At 40.6% G+C, this 17,387-nt stretch carries 14 protein-coding genes and 1 other RNA gene; 10 read left to right on the top strand and 5 right to left on the bottom strand.

The features are described 5' to 3' along the window. The first annotated feature begins 23 nt into the window (after positions 1-23). The 3 genes from ppiD (at position 24) to B0X70_RS19040 (ending at position 2,983) form a co-directional block, all read left to right on the top strand. A complete protein-coding gene (gene ppiD, locus B0X70_RS19050; protein ID WP_217470123.1) occupies positions 24-1,895 on the top strand; it encodes a peptidylprolyl isomerase in 1,872 nt (623 codons plus the stop codon). A 150-nt stretch (positions 1,896-2,045) separates the two neighbouring features. Continuing rightward, positions 2,046-2,420 carry a ComEA family DNA-binding protein gene (locus B0X70_RS19045; RefSeq protein WP_105397729.1) on the top strand — a complete coding sequence of 125 codons (375 nt, stop codon included), beginning with the start codon at positions 2,046-2,048 and terminating at the stop codon, positions 2,418-2,420. Positions 2,421-2,575: 155 nt separating this feature from the next. Beyond that, positions 2,576-2,983 carry an acyl-CoA thioesterase gene (locus tag B0X70_RS19040; protein ID WP_036775130.1) on the top strand — a complete coding sequence of 136 codons (408 nt, stop codon included), beginning with the start codon at positions 2,576-2,578 and terminating at the stop codon, positions 2,981-2,983. A gap of 28 nt (positions 2,984-3,011) precedes the next feature. Here the strand turns inward: B0X70_RS19040 and queC are convergent, their stop codons facing one another. Further along, a complete protein-coding gene (gene queC / locus B0X70_RS19035; protein ID WP_217470121.1) occupies positions 3,012-3,710 on the bottom strand; it encodes a 7-cyano-7-deazaguanine synthase QueC in 699 nt (232 codons plus the stop codon). Positions 3,711-3,742: 32 nt separating this feature from the next. Continuing rightward, positions 3,743-4,795, bottom strand: coding sequence for a PLP-dependent cysteine synthase family protein (locus B0X70_RS19030; protein WP_217470120.1), 1,053 nt, complete (start codon positions 4,793-4,795; stop codon positions 3,743-3,745). A gap of 127 nt (positions 4,796-4,922) precedes the next feature. On the opposite strand from B0X70_RS19030, the gene B0X70_RS19025 reads away from it, so the two are divergent. The 5 genes from B0X70_RS19025 to amtB all read left to right on the top strand — a co-directional run bounded on the left by B0X70_RS19025 (position 4,923) and on the right by amtB (position 10,881). Further along, on the top strand, positions 4,923-5,384 hold the full coding sequence (locus B0X70_RS19025; RefSeq protein ID WP_217470118.1) for an Lrp/AsnC family transcriptional regulator: 462 nt from the start codon (positions 4,923-4,925) through the stop codon (positions 5,382-5,384). Between the two features lie 122 nt (positions 5,385-5,506). Then, on the top strand, positions 5,507-7,261 hold the full coding sequence (locus B0X70_RS19020) for a SmdA family multidrug ABC transporter permease/ATP-binding protein (RefSeq protein WP_036775137.1): 1,755 nt from the start codon (positions 5,507-5,509) through the stop codon (positions 7,259-7,261). Positions 7,262-7,272: 11 nt separating this feature from the next. Next, on the top strand, positions 7,273-9,057 hold the full coding sequence (locus B0X70_RS19015; RefSeq protein ID WP_040150028.1) for a SmdB family multidrug efflux ABC transporter permease/ATP-binding protein: 1,785 nt from the start codon (positions 7,273-7,275) through the stop codon (positions 9,055-9,057). A 179-nt stretch (positions 9,058-9,236) separates the two neighbouring features. After that, entirely contained in the window at positions 9,237-9,575 is a 339-nt protein-coding gene (glnK, locus tag B0X70_RS19010) for a P-II family nitrogen regulator (RefSeq protein ID WP_036775141.1), read from the top strand. A gap of 22 nt (positions 9,576-9,597) precedes the next feature. Next, positions 9,598-10,881 (top strand): ammonium transporter AmtB, encoded by a 1,284-nt coding sequence (amtB, locus tag B0X70_RS19005; protein ID WP_418889075.1) that lies wholly within the window; start codon positions 9,598-9,600, stop codon positions 10,879-10,881. A 72-nt stretch (positions 10,882-10,953) separates the two neighbouring features. Here the strand turns inward: amtB and tesB are convergent, their stop codons facing one another. After that, the gene (gene tesB, locus B0X70_RS19000; protein ID WP_036808880.1) at positions 10,954-11,817 is read right to left on the bottom strand and encodes an acyl-CoA thioesterase II; all 864 of its coding nucleotides are present in this window, start codon (positions 11,815-11,817) and stop codon (positions 10,954-10,956) included. 376 nt (positions 11,818-12,193) lie between these two features. Here tesB and B0X70_RS18995 point away from each other — a divergent pair, with 376 nt between their 5' ends. Beyond that, entirely contained in the window at positions 12,194-12,640 is a 447-nt protein-coding gene (locus tag B0X70_RS18995; protein WP_036775144.1) for a YbaY family lipoprotein, read from the top strand. A 134-nt stretch (positions 12,641-12,774) separates the two neighbouring features. Continuing rightward, positions 12,775-12,871: signal recognition particle sRNA small type (gene ffs / locus B0X70_RS18990), an RNA gene on the top strand. A gap of 105 nt (positions 12,872-12,976) precedes the next feature. Here the strand turns inward: ffs and B0X70_RS18985 are convergent. Together B0X70_RS18985 and B0X70_RS18980 are read right to left on the bottom strand one after the other, a co-directional pair. Next, positions 12,977-13,180 carry an HHA domain-containing protein gene (locus tag B0X70_RS18985; RefSeq protein ID WP_011147992.1) on the bottom strand — a complete coding sequence of 68 codons (204 nt, stop codon included), beginning with the start codon at positions 13,178-13,180 and terminating at the stop codon, positions 12,977-12,979. A 1,049-nt stretch (positions 13,181-14,229) separates the two neighbouring features. Continuing rightward, positions 14,230-17,379: an efflux RND transporter permease subunit gene (locus tag B0X70_RS18980; RefSeq protein ID WP_046394853.1), complete on the bottom strand. Its 3,150-nt coding sequence runs from the start codon at positions 17,377-17,379 to the stop codon at positions 14,230-14,232. Positions 17,380-17,387: the final 8 nt, after the last annotated feature.

Below are 17,387 nucleotides of genomic sequence, written 5' to 3'. Positions count from 1 at the left end.
CCAAAGCGGAGTTTTGCCTCTTTATGATGGACAACCTACGCACGGCGGCAAACAGTCCTGTGCTTAAAATCGTGCTGGCTCTCATTATCCTGTCTTTTGTTTTGACGGGGGTTGGCGGCTACCTGACAAGTGGAGCTGGTAGTTATGCTGCCGAAGTGAATGGCCAGGCTATCAGTCGTGCTCAATTGGAGGGTGCGTTTCAGCAAGAGAGAAACGCATTGCAAGAGCAATTGGGAGATAAATTCTCAGTGTTGGCAAGTGACGAACAAAGCATGAAGCAGATTCGTAATCAGGCTTTGGAGCGTCTAATTAATAATGTACTGATTGAGCAATATTCCCGTGCATTGGGTTTATCTGCCAGCGATGAGCAAGTTAAGGATTCTATCCGAAATATCTCTTACTTTCAGACAAATGGTAAATTTGATAACAACAAATATCTGGAGTTGCTCGACCGTTCCAATATGAGTCCAGATATTTTTGCTGAACAAACACGCCAGAACTTAGTTAATCAACAATTAATTATGGCTTTTTCTGGTAGTGAAATAGCATTGCCTAGTGAGGTAAAACTCAGCGCTGAATTACTTCTGCAACAGAGAACTGCCCGTATGGCTACACTGGAGCTGAAGAAAATTCAGGCGCAGCAGGAAGTAACAGATAAAGACTTACAAGATTACTATAATCTGAATAAAAGCAGCTTTATTGCTCCAGAAGAAGTGAAAGTTAGCTATATCAAGATGGACGCTGTAGATGAAATGAATAAAGTTTCAGCTACATCTGCTGATGTTGATGCTTACTACGAACATAATCTGAAACGTTATACCCAACCAGAGCAGAAAAAATACAGTCTGATTCAGCTTGCAACTGAAGCTGAAGCTAAAACAGTGCTTGATGAGTTAAATAAAGGTGCTGATTTTGGTAAATTAGCGACTAAAAAATCTACGGATAAGTTTTCAGCGAAAAATAGTGGTGAGATCGGTTGGATGGAAGAGGATGCTCTTCCTGAAGAGTTGAAACAAGCTAATTTGAAAGAGAAAGGCCAAATTTCTTCTGTGCTTAAGGTTTCTAATGGCTTCGCTATTTTCCATTTGGATGATGTTAAGCCTCAAGTAATTAAGCCCTTATCTGAAGTTCGTTCTGAAATTGAGAAAACGGTTAAGCAGGAAAAAGCAGTAGATGCTTTCTATGCTATGCAACAGAAGGTTAGTGATGCTGCTACTAGCGATAATGAATCTCTAGCTGCGGCTGAGGAAGTTTCAGGTATTAAGATTGTGACGACTGATTGGTTTGATCGCAATAGTGTGCCGACAGAGATTAATTTTGGGGCCGTCATTCATGCCATTTTTGAAGGTAATCTTGTTGATGGACAGGGGCCAACAGGGACTAACTCTGATGTTATCTCCGTTGAAGGTGATCGTGCATTTGTTCTCCGTGTAGATAATTATAAGCCAGAAACAGTACAACCCTTCGAGAAAGTTAAAGAGCAAGTTACTGAATTGGTTAAACGTCAGAAAGCTGAAAAACAACTTCAAGTCGAAAGTGAGAAATTACTGGCTGCCTTAAAAGAAGGTAAAGGTGAGCAAGCCTTGAAAGATGCAGGTATTCAATTTGGTGAATCTCAGGTTATTCAGCGTACATCTCAGGATAATGTGTTAGTTGGTGCAGTATTTGCTTTACCACGGCCGAAAGGAGGTAAGGCAGAATATGGTTTGACGAAAAATAGTTTGGATGATGTTGTGTTGATCCAACTAGATAAAGTTACTCCAGGTGTTGTATCCGAAGAGCAAATTAAAAGCATGATTGATAGCTATCAGAGTGAAATGGGTAACGCTATGCTGGAGTCTTTACTGGTTAGCTTGCGTGAAAAAGCCAAAATTAAGTTAGGTCATATCGAATAAAAATTTGCGAAGAGTATCGCAAATATCTTTGTAATTATCTTGTCAATAAAGGCCGCTTTCGCGGCCTTTCGCATATCTGATCTTTGTCCATTGTACTCAAATTTATCTGTGGCAATCTTTTTTCCGCTCATAAAACATGGAGGAATTAATATGAAAAAATCGGGAATTTTATCTGTTTTGCTCGCTGGCTTGCTTTATGCGTGTGGAGGGCAATTTGCGATTGCCACTGAACAAGTAAAAGATAAAGTAGCTAAAACAGTCAATGCTACCAGTAATTCTTCATCAGAAAAGCAATTACAGCAGCAGGATGCTTTGAAAGTAGAAGAAAAGGGAAAGGTGAATATTAATACTGCAAGTGCGGAAGAGTTAGCAAAAGCACTAAATGGTATTGGGGTAAAAAAAGCACAAGGAATCGTTGAATATCGGGAAAAACATGGTGCGTTTACTACGGTGGAACAGTTACAGGAGGTTCAGGGAATAGGGCCAGTTTTCATTGAGCGAAATAGAAGTAAGTTGAGTTACTAGTATATTATCTATCATCCTCATTCATGATTTTTTTTATGAATGGGGATGTTGTGATCAAGGTTGCAAATAAATCACTTTAATTAGTATGAATTTTTTGTTTTGCTATTGTGAAATCAACCTGGTCAGATGAGTGACTTTAACATAAAGGCAATATTATGAGTTCAATTATAAAAGTTCATGGTTATCATATAGATTTGTTTCAGCATGTGAACAATGCTCGCTATTTGGAATTTCTGGAAAGTGCTCGATGGGAATGGTTGCATAAGCATTCTGTAGTGGAATGGATACAGAAAAACAATGTTGGGTTTGCAGTGGTCAACATTAATATTAATTATCGCAGTTCAGCAGTTCTTGGCGATGAATTGGAGGTGGATTGCCGATTGACGGAGCTGAGAAACAGAAGTGGTGTATTTTCTCAGGAAATCATACGCAGAAGGAACAATCAACTCATCGCAGATGCTAAGACTACATTTGTTTGGATTGATAGAAAAACGCAAAGAGCATTATCTATTGAAGGTGAATTACGTGAAATAATGGGAGCTTTGGTGAAAACAGAGCAATGAGAGGGGACGGCTCTCATTGCCATTTGGATTAAACTAAATGTGTTTTTGCTTTCATTTCAGCCATTATTTTATCCGGAGCATTCAAATATTGTTCTAATCCGTTAGCTCTGAGATGACAAGCGGCACATGTACCACATCCATTACCTTGAATGCCGTTGTAGCAAGTTAGTGTCTGACTACGAACAAAGTCTAAATGCTGGTAGTAGTCGGACAATGCCCAAGTTTCAGCTTTGTTGAGCCACATCAATGGAGTTTCAAAGCGGATATCACGGGCAATGCCAAGGTTTACAGCTTTATTCATTGCTTTGATAAATTCATCACGGCTATCAGGGTAACCGGAGAAATCAGTTTCACATACTCCAGTAATAACTGCTTCTGCTTCAACTTGGTAAGCATATATAGCAGCCAGTGTCAGGAACAAGATATTGCGGCCAGGGACAAATGTATTGGGTATAGCGCTTTTTTTGCTTTCACTGTAATCGGGAATAGGGATGTTATCGCGAGTCAGACTGCTGAGAGCCAGTTCACTAAGTAATGTGACATCCAGTACTTTATGAGCAACAACACCAAGAGAATGGATGATATTACGTGCAACATCAATTTCGGCGCGATGGCGCTGACCATAATCAAAAGTGACACAATGTACTTCGTCATATTGATTAATTGCTTGAATTAGGCAGGTCGTGGAATCTTGTCCACCACTGAATACAACAACAGCTCGTCTCATTGTAACATCCTCATTAGAATAAAATGGTTATGTTACTTATAACTACGGAAATTGGATAGTTGTTTGAGATAAGATGAGATATCGCCGATGTTATTTTTTACCCAATCTGGATTGTAATAGGTATCGAGATAACGTTCACCACTGTCGCACAGTAAAGTTACTATTGCGCCTTGTTCTCCACGCTCATGCATTTGGTTAGCAAGCAGGAGAGCTCCCCAGACATTAGTTCCCGTAGATGCGCCAACTTTTCTGCCTAGTAATTTTTCCAGCCAGTAAATTGTTGCAATGCTGGCGCAATCAGGTATTTGGATCATGTCATCAATAACCGAGGGAATAAAAGAAGGCTCAGCCCGAGGGCGGCCAATACCCTCAATCTTACTGCTATAATTGCCATGAATATCACAGCAATTTTGACGGTAATAGTCATAGAATATAGAGTTTTCTGGATCGACAACAATTAGTTTCGTGTTATGCCCTTGGTAACGGATATAGCGTCCTAACGTTGCAGAAGTTCCCCCAGTACCAGCGCTCATAACGATATAATCTGGTTCAGGAAATGGTTCCATTTGCATCTGGCGAAAAATACTTTCAGCAATATTGTTGTTACCTCGCCAGTCTGTTGCTCTTTCGGCGTAAGTAAATTGATCCATATAATGTCCATTTAGTTCTTTCGCCAGTCGTTCTGACTCGTCATAAATTTGTGCTGAATGGTTAACAAAATGGCATTTACCACCATAAAATTCAATTTCCTGAATCTTACGTTTAGCGGTATATGAGGGCATAACAGCAATAAAAGGTAACCCAAGCAGGCGGGCAAAATAGGCTTCGGATACAGCGGTACTACCCGATGAGGATTCAATAACCGGGGTACCTTCCTTTATCCAGCCGTTACTAAGTGCGTAAAGGAATAAAGAACGAGCAAGCCTGTGTTTCAGACTACCGGTTGGGTGGGTGCTTTCATCTTTTAGATATAAATGGATACCTGGGAAAACCGGTAAATTAAGGCGGATAAGATGAGTGTCAGAACTGCGTTGATGGTCTGCTTGAATCTCTCTGATTGCCTTGGTGGTCCAACTGTGTGACATTAATTATTAACTCTGTAATTTAAAAATAATTGGTGGCGGGTAGATTAACTTGATACTGGGAGAAAGAGATTGTTATTTTTCTTAATGTGTGGTTTCTTTATGGAAAAATTTTCTATGAGAGGTAGTTATGTTAGATAAAACAGACCGCAAATTGCTAAAGTTACTACAGAAAGATTGCAGTCTGTCTCTGAATGCATTGTCGGAAGCTGTTAATCTTACCTCTACTCCTTGTTGGAAGCGGCTAAAACGACTTGAAGATGAAGGTTATATTATCGGTAAGGTTGCTTTGCTTGATAGTGAAAAGTTAGGACTAGGGCTGACAGTAATTGTGATGATCAGAACTCAGCAGCATAATAGTGCTTGGTATGAGCAATTTGTCGCATTTATAAAACAAATGCCAGAAGTCTTGGCTTTTTATCGTATGGCTGGTGAGTGTGATTATCTGATGCATGTTGAAGTTGTAGATATGAAAAGTTATGATCTTTTCTACAAGCGTATGGTGAACGGTATCCCGGGGTTGATTGATGTTACATCCAACTTTGCAATGGAAAAAATTAAGTATACTACAGTATTGCCGATACCAGATTAGTCCATTATTATTCAGAGAATTAATTCAATTATTTTGAGTTTGGTTCAATGTTCTTATTATTTATTTAAATTTATATTTAAGTTTATATTTAAATATAAATTTATATTTCGGGATATACATTTGTGATATTATTTTCTCAATTAAGTTGGTACTTCCGTCGCGAATGGCGTCGCTACCTTGGAGCAGTAACCCTGCTTATTATCATTTCTGTTCTGCTACTGATTCCTCCATATTTGGTGGGTATCATTGTTGACGGCATTAGTACTCGATCTATGTCATCTTACCAATTGATGATATGGATTGGTGTTATGTTGGTCGTAGCGTTGTTTGTCTATATTCTACGATATATATGGCGATTATGGTTGTTTGGGGCGTCATATCAATTAGCGGTTAAATTACGGAATAATTTTTATCAGCAATTCAGTCGCCAAAATCCGGAATTTTATCTGCGTCACCGTACCGGCGATTTGATGGCTCGTGCTACTAATGATGTGGAACGGGTGGTGTTTGCCGCGGGGGAAGGTGTGTTAACGTTGGTTGATTCGCTAGTTATGGGCTGCGCGGTGTTGATTGTAATGAGTGTCCAAATTAGTTGGCAGTTAACGTTATTGGCTATGTTACCTATGCCTATTATGGCAATTATTATTAAACGATATGGTGATCAACTACATCATCGTTTTAAATCGGCACAAGGTGCATTTTCTGCTCTGAATAATCAAGCTCAAGAAAGTTTGACTAGTATTCGTATGATCAAGGCATTTGGTCTTGAAGATCTACAAGCAAATCAGTTTGAGCAAGTTGCAGTAGAGGCTAGCCGTAAGAATATGTATGTTGCCAGAGTAGATGCCCGGTTTGATCCGACAATTGTTATTGCAATCGGTATATCAGATTTGTTGGCTGTCGGAGGGGGTAGTTGGATGGTGTTGAATGGGGGATTAACACTGGGTGAACTTACTAGCTTCGTAATGTACCTTGGTTTGATGATTTGGCCAATGTTGGCGCTAGCATGGATGTTTAATATTGTTGAACGGGGAGGTGCTGCATATAGCCGTATCCGTAGTTTATTACAAGAACCTCCTGTCATTAAAAATGGTTTCCGTCATTTATCACCTGAGCGTAGTATCCTGAATGTGGATATTAAATCTTTTAATTATCCTCAAAGTAATAAAAGTGTTCTGAATCAAATTAATTTCAGGTTATCTCCTGGGCAGTTACTAGGGATCTGTGGTCTAACAGGTTCAGGTAAGAGTACCCTGCTTGCTCTGATGCAGAGACAGTTTGATGTAACTGAGGGAGAAATTCTTTTCCAGTCGATAAAAATTGCAGATATCCAGTTGGATGAATGGCGGGCTCGTTTTGCCGTTGTCAATCAAACACCTTTTCTGTTTTCAGATACCGTTGCCAGTAATATTGCTTTGGGACGTCCGGATGCTACACAGGAGCAAATTGAAGAAGTTGCTCGTTTTGCCTGTGTTCATGAAGATATTCTTCGTTTACCGGAAGGGTATCAAACGGAGGTGGGGGAGCGTGGTGTGATGCTTTCTGGTGGGCAGAAGCAGCGTATCTCTATTGCGAGAGCATTACTCTTAGATACAGAGATTTTGATTTTGGATGATGCCTTATCTGCGGTTGATGGGCAAACTGAATACAGTATTTTGCAAAACTTAAGGCAATGGAGACAACAACGTACTGTCATTATTAGTGCCCATCGTCTGTCGGCATTAACTGATGCTGATAATATTTTGGTGATGCAGCAAGGTTCGATTATACAGCAGGGACAGCATCAGCAACTGGTGGAGCAACCAGGATGGTATCGTGATATGTATCATTATCAGCAGATTGAAGCAGCACTGGATAGTGAGGATGGAATCGTATGAAGGAGATAGAGATGACTAAGGTTCGTCAATTGTGGCCGTCTCTGAAACGTTTGCTGGTTTATGGGAAAGATTATCGTAAGCTGCTGGTGCTGGCGGTACTTATGTTGTGGGTGGCTGCAATTGCGGAGGTAAGTGGTCCTGTTCTAATTTGTTATTTTATCGATAATATGGTTGCAACAGGTAATATGCCCATTGGATTGGTTATTGGCTTGGCTGTAGCCTTTATTGCTCTGCAACTGATCACCGCTGTATTACACTATTTCCAGGCTTTATTGTTCAATCAAATATCAGTTGATGTTGTTCGTCAACTTCGTACTGATGTGATGAATGCGGCATTGCGTCAGCCTTTGAGTGCTTTTGATAATCAACCAGTAGGGCAATTAATTTCTCGTGTAACGAATGATACAGAGGCTGTTCTAGATCTTTATGTCAATGTGGTCCCTACGATATTCCGTGGTATAGCATTAATTAGCGCTATGTTGATTGCCATGTTTGTACTGGAATGGCGTATGGCATTGATTGCAATTCTTATTTTTCCTATCGTATTAATTGTTATGGCGATATATCAGTATCTAAGTACACCAATTGTCCGACAGGTACGTAGTTATTTAGCTGACGTTAATGATAATTTTAACGAGATTATCAATGGAATGAGTGTCATCCAACAATTCCGGCAGCAGGCCCGTTTTGGTGAACGAATGCTGGCAACTAATCTTGCTCATTATCAAGCAAGAATGCAGGCACTACGGTTAGACGGGCTTTTATTACGACCATTACTGAATTTTGTGTCAGCTATGGTACTGTGTGGCCTTATCATGCTATTTGGTTTTAATGGAATCGGCGTAATTAGTGTTGGGGTGTTGTATGCCTTTATCGATTACTTGGCACGATTGAATGAACCACTCATTGAGTTGACCTCCCAGCAATCTATCTTGCAGCAGGCTGTGGTTGCTGGTGAGAGAATATTTGAATTAATGGATAGTCCTCAACAAGGCTATGGCATGGATAATCAGCCACTGTCTAGCGGTCGAATTGATATAGAAAATGTTAGCTTTTCTTATCGGGATGACAAAGTAGTTTTACAAGACATCAATTTACAGGTTCCGGCTCATGGTTTTGTTGCTTTGGTTGGTCATACCGGTAGTGGTAAAAGTACGTTGGCAAATTTACTGATGGGATATTATCCGTGGCAGAAAGGGGAAATTTACCTCGATGGTCGGCCTGTATCATCCCTGTCTCATTCGGTACTACGCAATGGTATAGCGATGGTTCAGCAGGACCCGGTCGTTCTTGCTGATTCTTTTTTTGATAATATTACGCTTGGCCGGAATATCTCAGAAGAGAAAGTTTGGCAGGTATTGGAAACCGTGCAATTAGCTGAGTTAGTACGTACATTACCTAATGGACTTCATACTATTTTGGGAGAGCAGGGTAATACGTTGTCGGCTGGTCAAAAACAGTTGCTTGCTATGGCGAGAGTGTTAGTGCAAACGCCACAAATTTTGATCCTTGATGAAGCGACTGCAAACATTGATTCTAGTACAGAACAGATGGTACAACAGGCTTTGAGGTTGATTCGTCAGCAAACGACGTTGATCGTGATTGCTCACCGCCTGTCTACTATTGTGGAAGCTGATACCATTCTGGTGCTACATCGTGGTGCAGTTGTTGAACAGGGATGCCATCAGCAATTATTGGCGAGGTGTGGACGTTATTATCAGATGTATCAATTGCAACAAGTCGGTGAGACACTAAATGAATGTGGCACAATCTCTGAAAAAGAGGTACTAATTTAATCAGGCTTGCACTGATTAGGTGCACTCTGGGAGAGTATATCCGCTACTCTCCCTCCTTCTTACTTCTCCAGAATTTTTATTTTCTTTATTATTATTTGATTTTTATATTCTTTTAGTTTCTGGCACACCCTTTGCTATTTCCTTATTGCAAACATAATAGCCGGATGGAAAGGGGATATATGAAGCTCATTACGACAATTATAAAACCATTCAAATTAGAGGATATTCGGGAAGTTCTCTCTAATCTTGGTGTTCAGGGGTTGACCATAACAGAGGTAAAAGGATTTGGGCGTCAGAAAGGGCATGCGGAGCTTTACCGTGGAGCTGAATATAATGTCAACTTTTTACCTAAAATAAAGATAGATATTGCTGTAGCAGATGAATTAGTTGAGGAAGTAATTCATGCTATTCAGCAATCAGCTTTCACTGGAAAAGTTGGTGACGGTAAAATTTTTGTCGTTGAATTACAACAGGCTATTCGTATTAGAACAGGAGAGACTAATGATGCGGCACTGTAACTTACTGATAGAGAAGATAGATGTGAAAAAACGATTCTCAGTGGCTGCCGGTATTATGGTCAGTTGTGTACCATCATTATCTCAGGCTGCGGAAGGCGTTGCTGATAAAGCTGATAATGCTTTTATGATGATTTGTACAGTCCTTGTTCTGTTTATGACCATTCCGGGAATTGCTCTGTTTTATGGTGGCTTGCTACGGAGTAAAAACGTTTTATCGCTCATGGCTCAGGTTATGGTGAGCTTTGCTTTAGTATGTGTGTTGTGGGTGATTTACGGTTACAGCTTGGCTTTTGAACCAGGGAATGGTTTTCTCGGTGGTTTTAGTCAAATGATGCTAAAGAATTTGGCATTCACTGACTTAAGTGGCAGTTTTTATCAGCTAATTCATGTGGCATTTCAGGGTTCTTTCGCTTGTATCACTGTTGCTTTGATTGTTGGTGCATTAGGGGAGCGTATTCGCTTTTCGGCTTTGTTAATTTTTAGTGTGCTGTGGTTGACATTTTCTTACCTGCCTATGGCGCATATGGTTTGGGGCGGTGGTGTACTTTCACAGGATGGAGCATTGGATTTTGCGGGTGGTACAGTTGTCCATGTTAACGCTGCTGTAGCTGGATTAGTTGGTGCTTACTTGCTGGGAAAACGCACTGGTTTTGGGAAAGAAGCATTTAAACCACATAATTTACCGATGGTTTTCACTGGTACTGCTGTGCTCTATATTGGTTGGTTCGGTTTTAATGCGGGTTCTGCTAATGCTGCTAATGAGATAGCTGCTCTGGCATTTTTAAATACCATTGTGGCGACTGCTGCCGCCATTCTGTCATGGGTTTTTGCAGAATGGTTTTTCCGTAATAAGCCGTCTCTTCTAGGGGCATGTTCAGGCTGTATTGCTGGACTGGTTGGTATTACACCTGCTGCTGGAATGGTGGGTGTTGGTGGTGCATTAATCATTGGCCTGATCGCGGGTTTTACCGGACTTTGGGGGGTGGTGGCGTTAAAACGATGGTTACGCGTTGACGATGTATGTGATGTATTTGGTATACACGGCGTATGTGGGATCGTGGGTTGCCTCCTGACTGGGGTTTTTACGGCTAAATCTTTGGGAGGAACCGGGCATGCAGAGGGTATAACCATGTTGGAGCAAGTTGGTATCCAGGCTTTTAGTATACTGGTTTGTGTGGTTTGGTCAGTCATTGTTGCCTTTGTTGCTTTTAAAATAGCAGAGCTGTTGGTAGGGCTGCGGGTTACAGTTGAAGTTGAAAGGGAAGGGTTGGATATTAATTCTCATGGAGAGAGTGCTTATAATTAAGTTGTAATATTAAAAGGCAGCAATAAGACCATAAAATACAATGCTGATTTCTTAATTTGCTGCCTTATTCATTTATCTGTTGCGTTTCCTAATCAGACCTTCCTGTACAGTGGAAGCAACAAGTACCCCTTCACGATTATAAATTTGTCCCCGAACAAAACCACGGGCACCGGAAGCTGATGGACTATCTATAGCATATAGTAGCCAGTCGTCTAGTTTAAACGGGCGGTGAAACCACATAGAATGGTCAATTGTTGCTATCTGAATATTTTTCTCAAGGAACCCGACACCATGTGGCTGTAATGCTGTTGGCAGAAAGTTAAAATCGGAGGCATAGCCAAGTAGATATTGATGAATAAAAGGGTCATCAGGCATATTGCCATTACTGCGGAACCAAACATAGCGTATAGGTTCTTCTGGTGGGCAATTAAATGGACTGTGATATTTTACGGGCCTCATTTCTAGCGGGCAGGGAAAGAGAAGAATATTCTGCATCTTCTGTGGCAGCAGATGCGACATCTTTTTCACGATTTCGTTCTGAGGGATAAGTTCTTCTGGATATGGTATATCCGGCATCATATTCTGATGTTCAAAACCTTCTTCGTGACTTTGAAATGAGGCAGTCATATAAAAGATAGGTTTGCCATTTTGAATGGCACTGACTCTCCGGGCACTAAAACTTCCCCCATCACGTAGAATTTCAACATCATAGACGATAGGTTTGTGGCTGTCTCCGGGGCGTAAGAAATAGCTATGGAAAGAGTTGCCCATCCGGTCATCGACAACGGTTTGTTTGGCTGCATACAGTGCCTGACCAATCACTTGCCCCCCGAAAACCTGAGGAAAACCGAGATCTTTACTTTGCCCTCGGTAAATACCTTCCTCAATTTTTTCCAATTTCATCAAATTTATCAGATTCTGTAATGACTTGCTCATAATATGCCTTTGTTTTCTATTAGGTTATCGAGAGTACAAGGGATGATTATTGTCTCATTAATATATGATTAATAAATAACTAAATTGTAAATGTTTTAAGTCCTGACAGTAGTGCAATAAAGAATATGAGATTTGTTGGTGTCTGATATTCAATTTTTTAATCTATAATCCAGATGGTTTAGATTTAATGATTTGATATTTCAATTTATTTTAATGTTTAATATATACCCTATGGATTTCAAGATGCATCGCGACGGCAAGGGAGCGAATCCCCGGGAGCATAGGTAACTATGTGGCCGGGGTGAGTGAACGCAGCCAACAAAGAGGCAACTTGAAAGATAACGGGTAGAGGTTAGTTAATAATGGAGGAATGTATATGAAGTTATGGCAACTCCCCGTTGGTGTACTACTAGCGGTTGCTTTGGTTGGGTGTAATGCTCAAGGTGCTGAGGTAGTAGATACTCAGGTGGAAAAGATTGAAAATCCAATGAAACGCTCTTTTGTTGAAGGCAATATTAATATACTACAGCGTATAGCATTGCCAGCAGATGCTGTTCTGACAGTGGCTTTATCTGATGTATCTTTGCTTGATGCACCTTCAGTTACTCTGTCTCAGAAGGTTGAGCGTTTAGGAGGGAAACAATCGCCTTTCCATTTTGTTTTGCCTTATCAATCAGACAAAATTAAGCCGGGTGCACGCATTGTTGTCAGTGCTTCTGTTTCGCTGCATAGTCGATTGATGTTTGTTACAGATACAGCGTATGAAGTGATTAATAATGGGAAGACTAAAAATATCGAAATTACGTTGAAAGCCGTTAGATAATACATTTCCTTAATTGTATTCACTTGTAATGTGCAATAAATCAGCATTCGGGCCTGCTTGTCTTGCTATTTGAGTAGGTATGAATGATAATGGCACCGCTTTGAAGTTAAAGCAACACGTCACAATGGGGGCTCTGTTGGTTCTCCCGCAACGCTAACTTGTTAACTTGGTCAGGTCCGGAAGGAAGCAGCCATAGCAGGGGATGTGTGTGCCGGGATGTCGCTGGCAGAGCCCTCGCCAATTTTCATTGATAACCTAAATACATAGATGATCTAAATAAGCCGATAGCACTTTACCGGCTCGGATCACTTTCTATCTGATAAAGACTATTTTAGTTTAGCGAACGTATTTCCATACTGAAGGTGGAATTCTATCATACAGTTTATTCATGGTCAGCTCAGCTAGGCGGTGATCCGCAGCAGAGTAGAATAGTTCAAGTTCATCTCCTGAAAGTTCATATTTGTTCTTTTCAATCACACGTTCTAGTGTATCAATCGTGGTGCATTTTCTTAAACGCATCAGATAATCAGTTTTAGTCATAATCGCCTTTCTTATTTAACATATATAAAAAATTATTGAGGGAAATATTCAATCAAATTTTGCTCAAGGAACAACTTAAATCCTGTAACAGGACGCTGATTGAGCGTTCATTAGTTTTTACCATTCCACAAGTCTGGAAACGCTAATCTTAATTTGTTTCCAAGAGATTTGTAAGTATATGTATTATCAATACATTTATCAATTCAAGAGAGAAGGTTGAAATCATCAGAATATTTTATTTTAAAGTACTAAACGAAAGTTGATATGTATTCGTTCTATTTGTTTAGCTCTAAATTATTCTGAGATGTAAAAATTATTTTCACAACCAGTCTCATCTCTGTGTACTTTGTACTAGACGTACCTCTTGCCTTAGATTCTCACATAAGCATTTTAATTCATCAATATTATGTCATCTTGAGTGAATATTCATCCATGCTATGTTGATCTTCCAGTATATGCCATTACTTAATTTTTTGAGTTAAACACTAAGCATATACACGTATTATAAAATTTTTTTCGAGAGATTATTATTATGTATCTATAATCGTTCTTTGGGATTATTTATCTTTTTTACAGATAGCTCTGATTTTCTTCTAGTAAATCAGGATCAGCTCTTAACAAAAATTCATACCTTAACTCAATAAACTATAAATATCGGCTAGTATGTGTGAGTTAATATGTAGGTTTATATAAAACAGTATTACTCTCAGATACCAGTAACGGCAGATTATAGCCTGATGGCTACAATAATCAATGAATATAACATCATTATTACATAAGTCACTATGTGCTGGTATTGTTTTTTGTCATTTAGTGTAAAAAAAGATAAAGTAATTTTTGTCCGACAACTTTCATATTAATTTTATTAAAGTCACTAATGCTTGGATTTTTAAAGCTATTTTATACTCATAAGTGGTGATCATAATTAAATTTAAACAAAATTACTTAAAGATTAAGCGGATAGGTTAATGATCAGAATCTTGCCAGGTGGAAGCAACTATTATATTAAGAAGGCCGATCTGACGGCCTTCTGGTTATTGTTGGTAGCATTAATGAGATTCTGACGCAGGTTCAATCTCCTCCGCTTTCTTACTGAAACGTCGTCTTATAACCACAAAGAATACTGGCACGAAAAAGATTGCTAGCGAGGTTGCTGCAATCATTCCGCCTAATACCCCAGTACCCACCGCGTTTTGAGAGCCAGAACCTGCACCATTACTCAGTACTAGGGGAATAACACCTAACATAAATGCTAGTGATGTCATTAGGATTGGGCGAAGACGCATTCTTACCGCATCTAGCGTAGCTTCTATCAACCCCTTGCCTTCTTTTTCCATCAGATCCTTAGCGAATTCAACGATGAGTATCGCGTTCTTCGCCGACAACCCGATAGTGGTTAATAAGCCAACTTTAAAATAAACATCGTTATCCAAACCGCGGAATGTTGTTGCCAACAAGGCCCCAACAATACCCAATGGTACTACTAACATAACTGAGAATGGAATTGACCAGCTTTCATATAGTGCTGCCAGACAGAGGAATACCACTATCAACGATAATGCATACAGAGCTGGAGCCTGATTACCGGATAGGCGTTCTTGATAGGACATACCTGTCCAATCGAAACCGATCCCATTCGGTAGCTTGGATGCCAGCTCTTCCATCAGGGCCATTGCATCGCCGGTACTTTTACCTGGAGCTGCTTCACCCAGAATTTCCATTGATGGTAAACCGTTGTAACGTTCCAGACGTGGTGAGCCGTAGGTCCAGGGTTCTTTGGATGTATCTATAAAGGCAGAAAATGGAACCATTTCACCTTGTTTGTTACGGACATACAGCTTGTAGATATCACTTGGCAACATACGATAAGGTGCTTCCGACTGAACGTAAACTTTTTTGACGCGACCGCGATCAATAAAGTCGTTCACATAGTTACTACCAAACATCGTGCTGAGTGTTGAGTTAATATCAGCAATGGAAACACCGAGAGCTTCAGCTTTTTCCTGATCAATTCTGAGCCGATATTGAGGAGTATCTTCCTGACCATTAGGACGAACACCTACTAACATATCTGGATGCTGTTGTATCATGCCAAGTAATTGGTTACGAGCTTCTGTCAGTTTGTCATGTCCAAGGTTTGCTTTATCAATTAATTCAAAATCAAAGCCGGTTGCTGAACCTAACTCTACAATTGCCGGGATGTTAAACGCAAAAACCATACCTTCTTTGATTTTCTGGAAGTGAGCGCTAGCCCTGGCAACAATCGCAGGTACTTTGTTTTCAGCGCCAGGACGTTCACTCCAGTCTTTCAGGCTTATAAAGCCCAACCCAGTGTTTTGCCCTTGACCACTAAAACCAAAGCCGCTGACGGTAAATACAGAAACCACACGATCTTTTTCTTCTGTATTGAAGTAATCGCTTATTTTATCCAGAACTTTCTCTGTTTGTTCCTGTGTCGCCCCCGCAGGTAATTGAACCATTGTCAGCAATACTCCCTGATCTTCTTCAGGAAGAAAGGAAGATGGTAAACGCGTGAACATGACAGCCATACCAGCCACTAGGAATACATAAATTACCAGATAACGGCCTGTATTGCGTAGAATACGACCAACACTGTCAGTATAGTGGTGGGTACTTTTGTCAAATATGCGGTTGAACCAGCCAAAGACGCCGGTCTGCTTACCGTGGCTACCTTTGGCAATGGGTTTCAACATAGTGGCACATAGAGCTGGTGTCAGGATTAAGGCTACCAGCACAGAGAGTACCATTGCAGATACGATAGTAATCGAGAATTGACGATAAATTGCACCGGTTGAACCGCCGAAGAAGGCCATTGGGATAAATACAGCAGACAGCACCATTGCAATACCAACCAAGGCGCTTTGGATTTGTCCCATTGATTTCCTGGTTGCTTCTTTTGGCGATAGACCTTCTTCCTGCATAACACGTTCAACGTTTTCTACAACAACAATGGCATCATCTACCAGTAAGCCAATGGCAAGAACCATAGCAAACATGGTTAATGTATTTATTGAATAGCCAAATGTAGCGAGTATCGCAAATGTTCCTAAGAGTACGACTGGAACCGCAATGGTTGGAATGAGTGTTGCGCGGAAATTTTGGAGAAATAGGTACATTACCACGAACACTAGCATAATTGCTTCAACCAGTGTTTTTACCACTTCGTTAATAGAGATTTTAACGAATGGTGTGGTGTCATATGGATAGACAATTTTCAGCCCGTGAGGGAAGAAAGGTTCCATATTTTTTAGTGCTTCTTTTACTGCTTTGGATGTATCCAAAGCGTTAGCGCCTGTCGCTAGTTTGACACCGATACCCGCAGCAGGTTTACCGTTATAGCGGGCAATGATGTTGTAGCTTTCTGCACCTAGTTCCACGTTTGCTACATCTTTCAGACGGACTTGAGAACCGTCAGTATTGACGCGCAGGAGAATATTACTGAACTCTTCTGGTGAGGTTAGACGTGTTTGAGCAATGATCGAAGCATTCAGGCGTTGACCTGGAACGGGAGGAGTTCCCCCTAATTGACCGGCGGCTATTTGGTTATTTTGCGCTTTGATTGCATTTATTACATCTAAAGTCGTCATTTTGTAGTTAACGAGCTTGTCAGGATTTAACCAGATACGCATGGCATACTGGTTACCGAAAAGCATTGTGTCACCTACACCGGTTACGCGACTTAAAGGGTCCTTGACAGTTGCACCAACATAATCAGAGATATCGTCCTGTGACATGGAACCATCTTCAGAGATGAATCCGGCAACCATTAGGAAAGAGGTTGTGGACTTATCTACACGTATCCCTTGCTGTTGTACTTCTTGTGGTAACAGAGGCATAGCGAGTTGCAGCTTGTTTTGCACCTGTACCTGTGCAATGTCGGGGTTAGTACCTGCTTCAAAGGTTAGTGTGATATTCATGTTTCCAGCAGAATCACTGTCGGAAGACATATAAACCAGGTTGTCGATACCATTCATGTTCTGTTCGATAACCTGAGTAACTGTGTTTTGTACAGTGGTGGCATCTGCGCCGGGATAAGTTGCAGCGATAGAAATCGCCGGTGGTGCGATAGTAGGGTATTGCGCCACGGGTAATTTCATAATTGCCAGCAGCCCAGCCAGCATGGTGATAATTGCGATTACCCATGCAAAGATTGGCCGATCTATAAAAAACTTAGGCATGAATCACC

It is taken from the genome of Photorhabdus akhurstii, from assembly GCF_019090985.1.
In the GTDB taxonomy this organism is placed as follows: domain Bacteria; phylum Pseudomonadota; class Gammaproteobacteria; order Enterobacterales; family Enterobacteriaceae; genus Photorhabdus; species Photorhabdus akhurstii.
The sequence above is the reverse complement of the archived record's forward strand: the minus strand, read 5'-3'. Positions and strand labels throughout refer to the sequence as shown.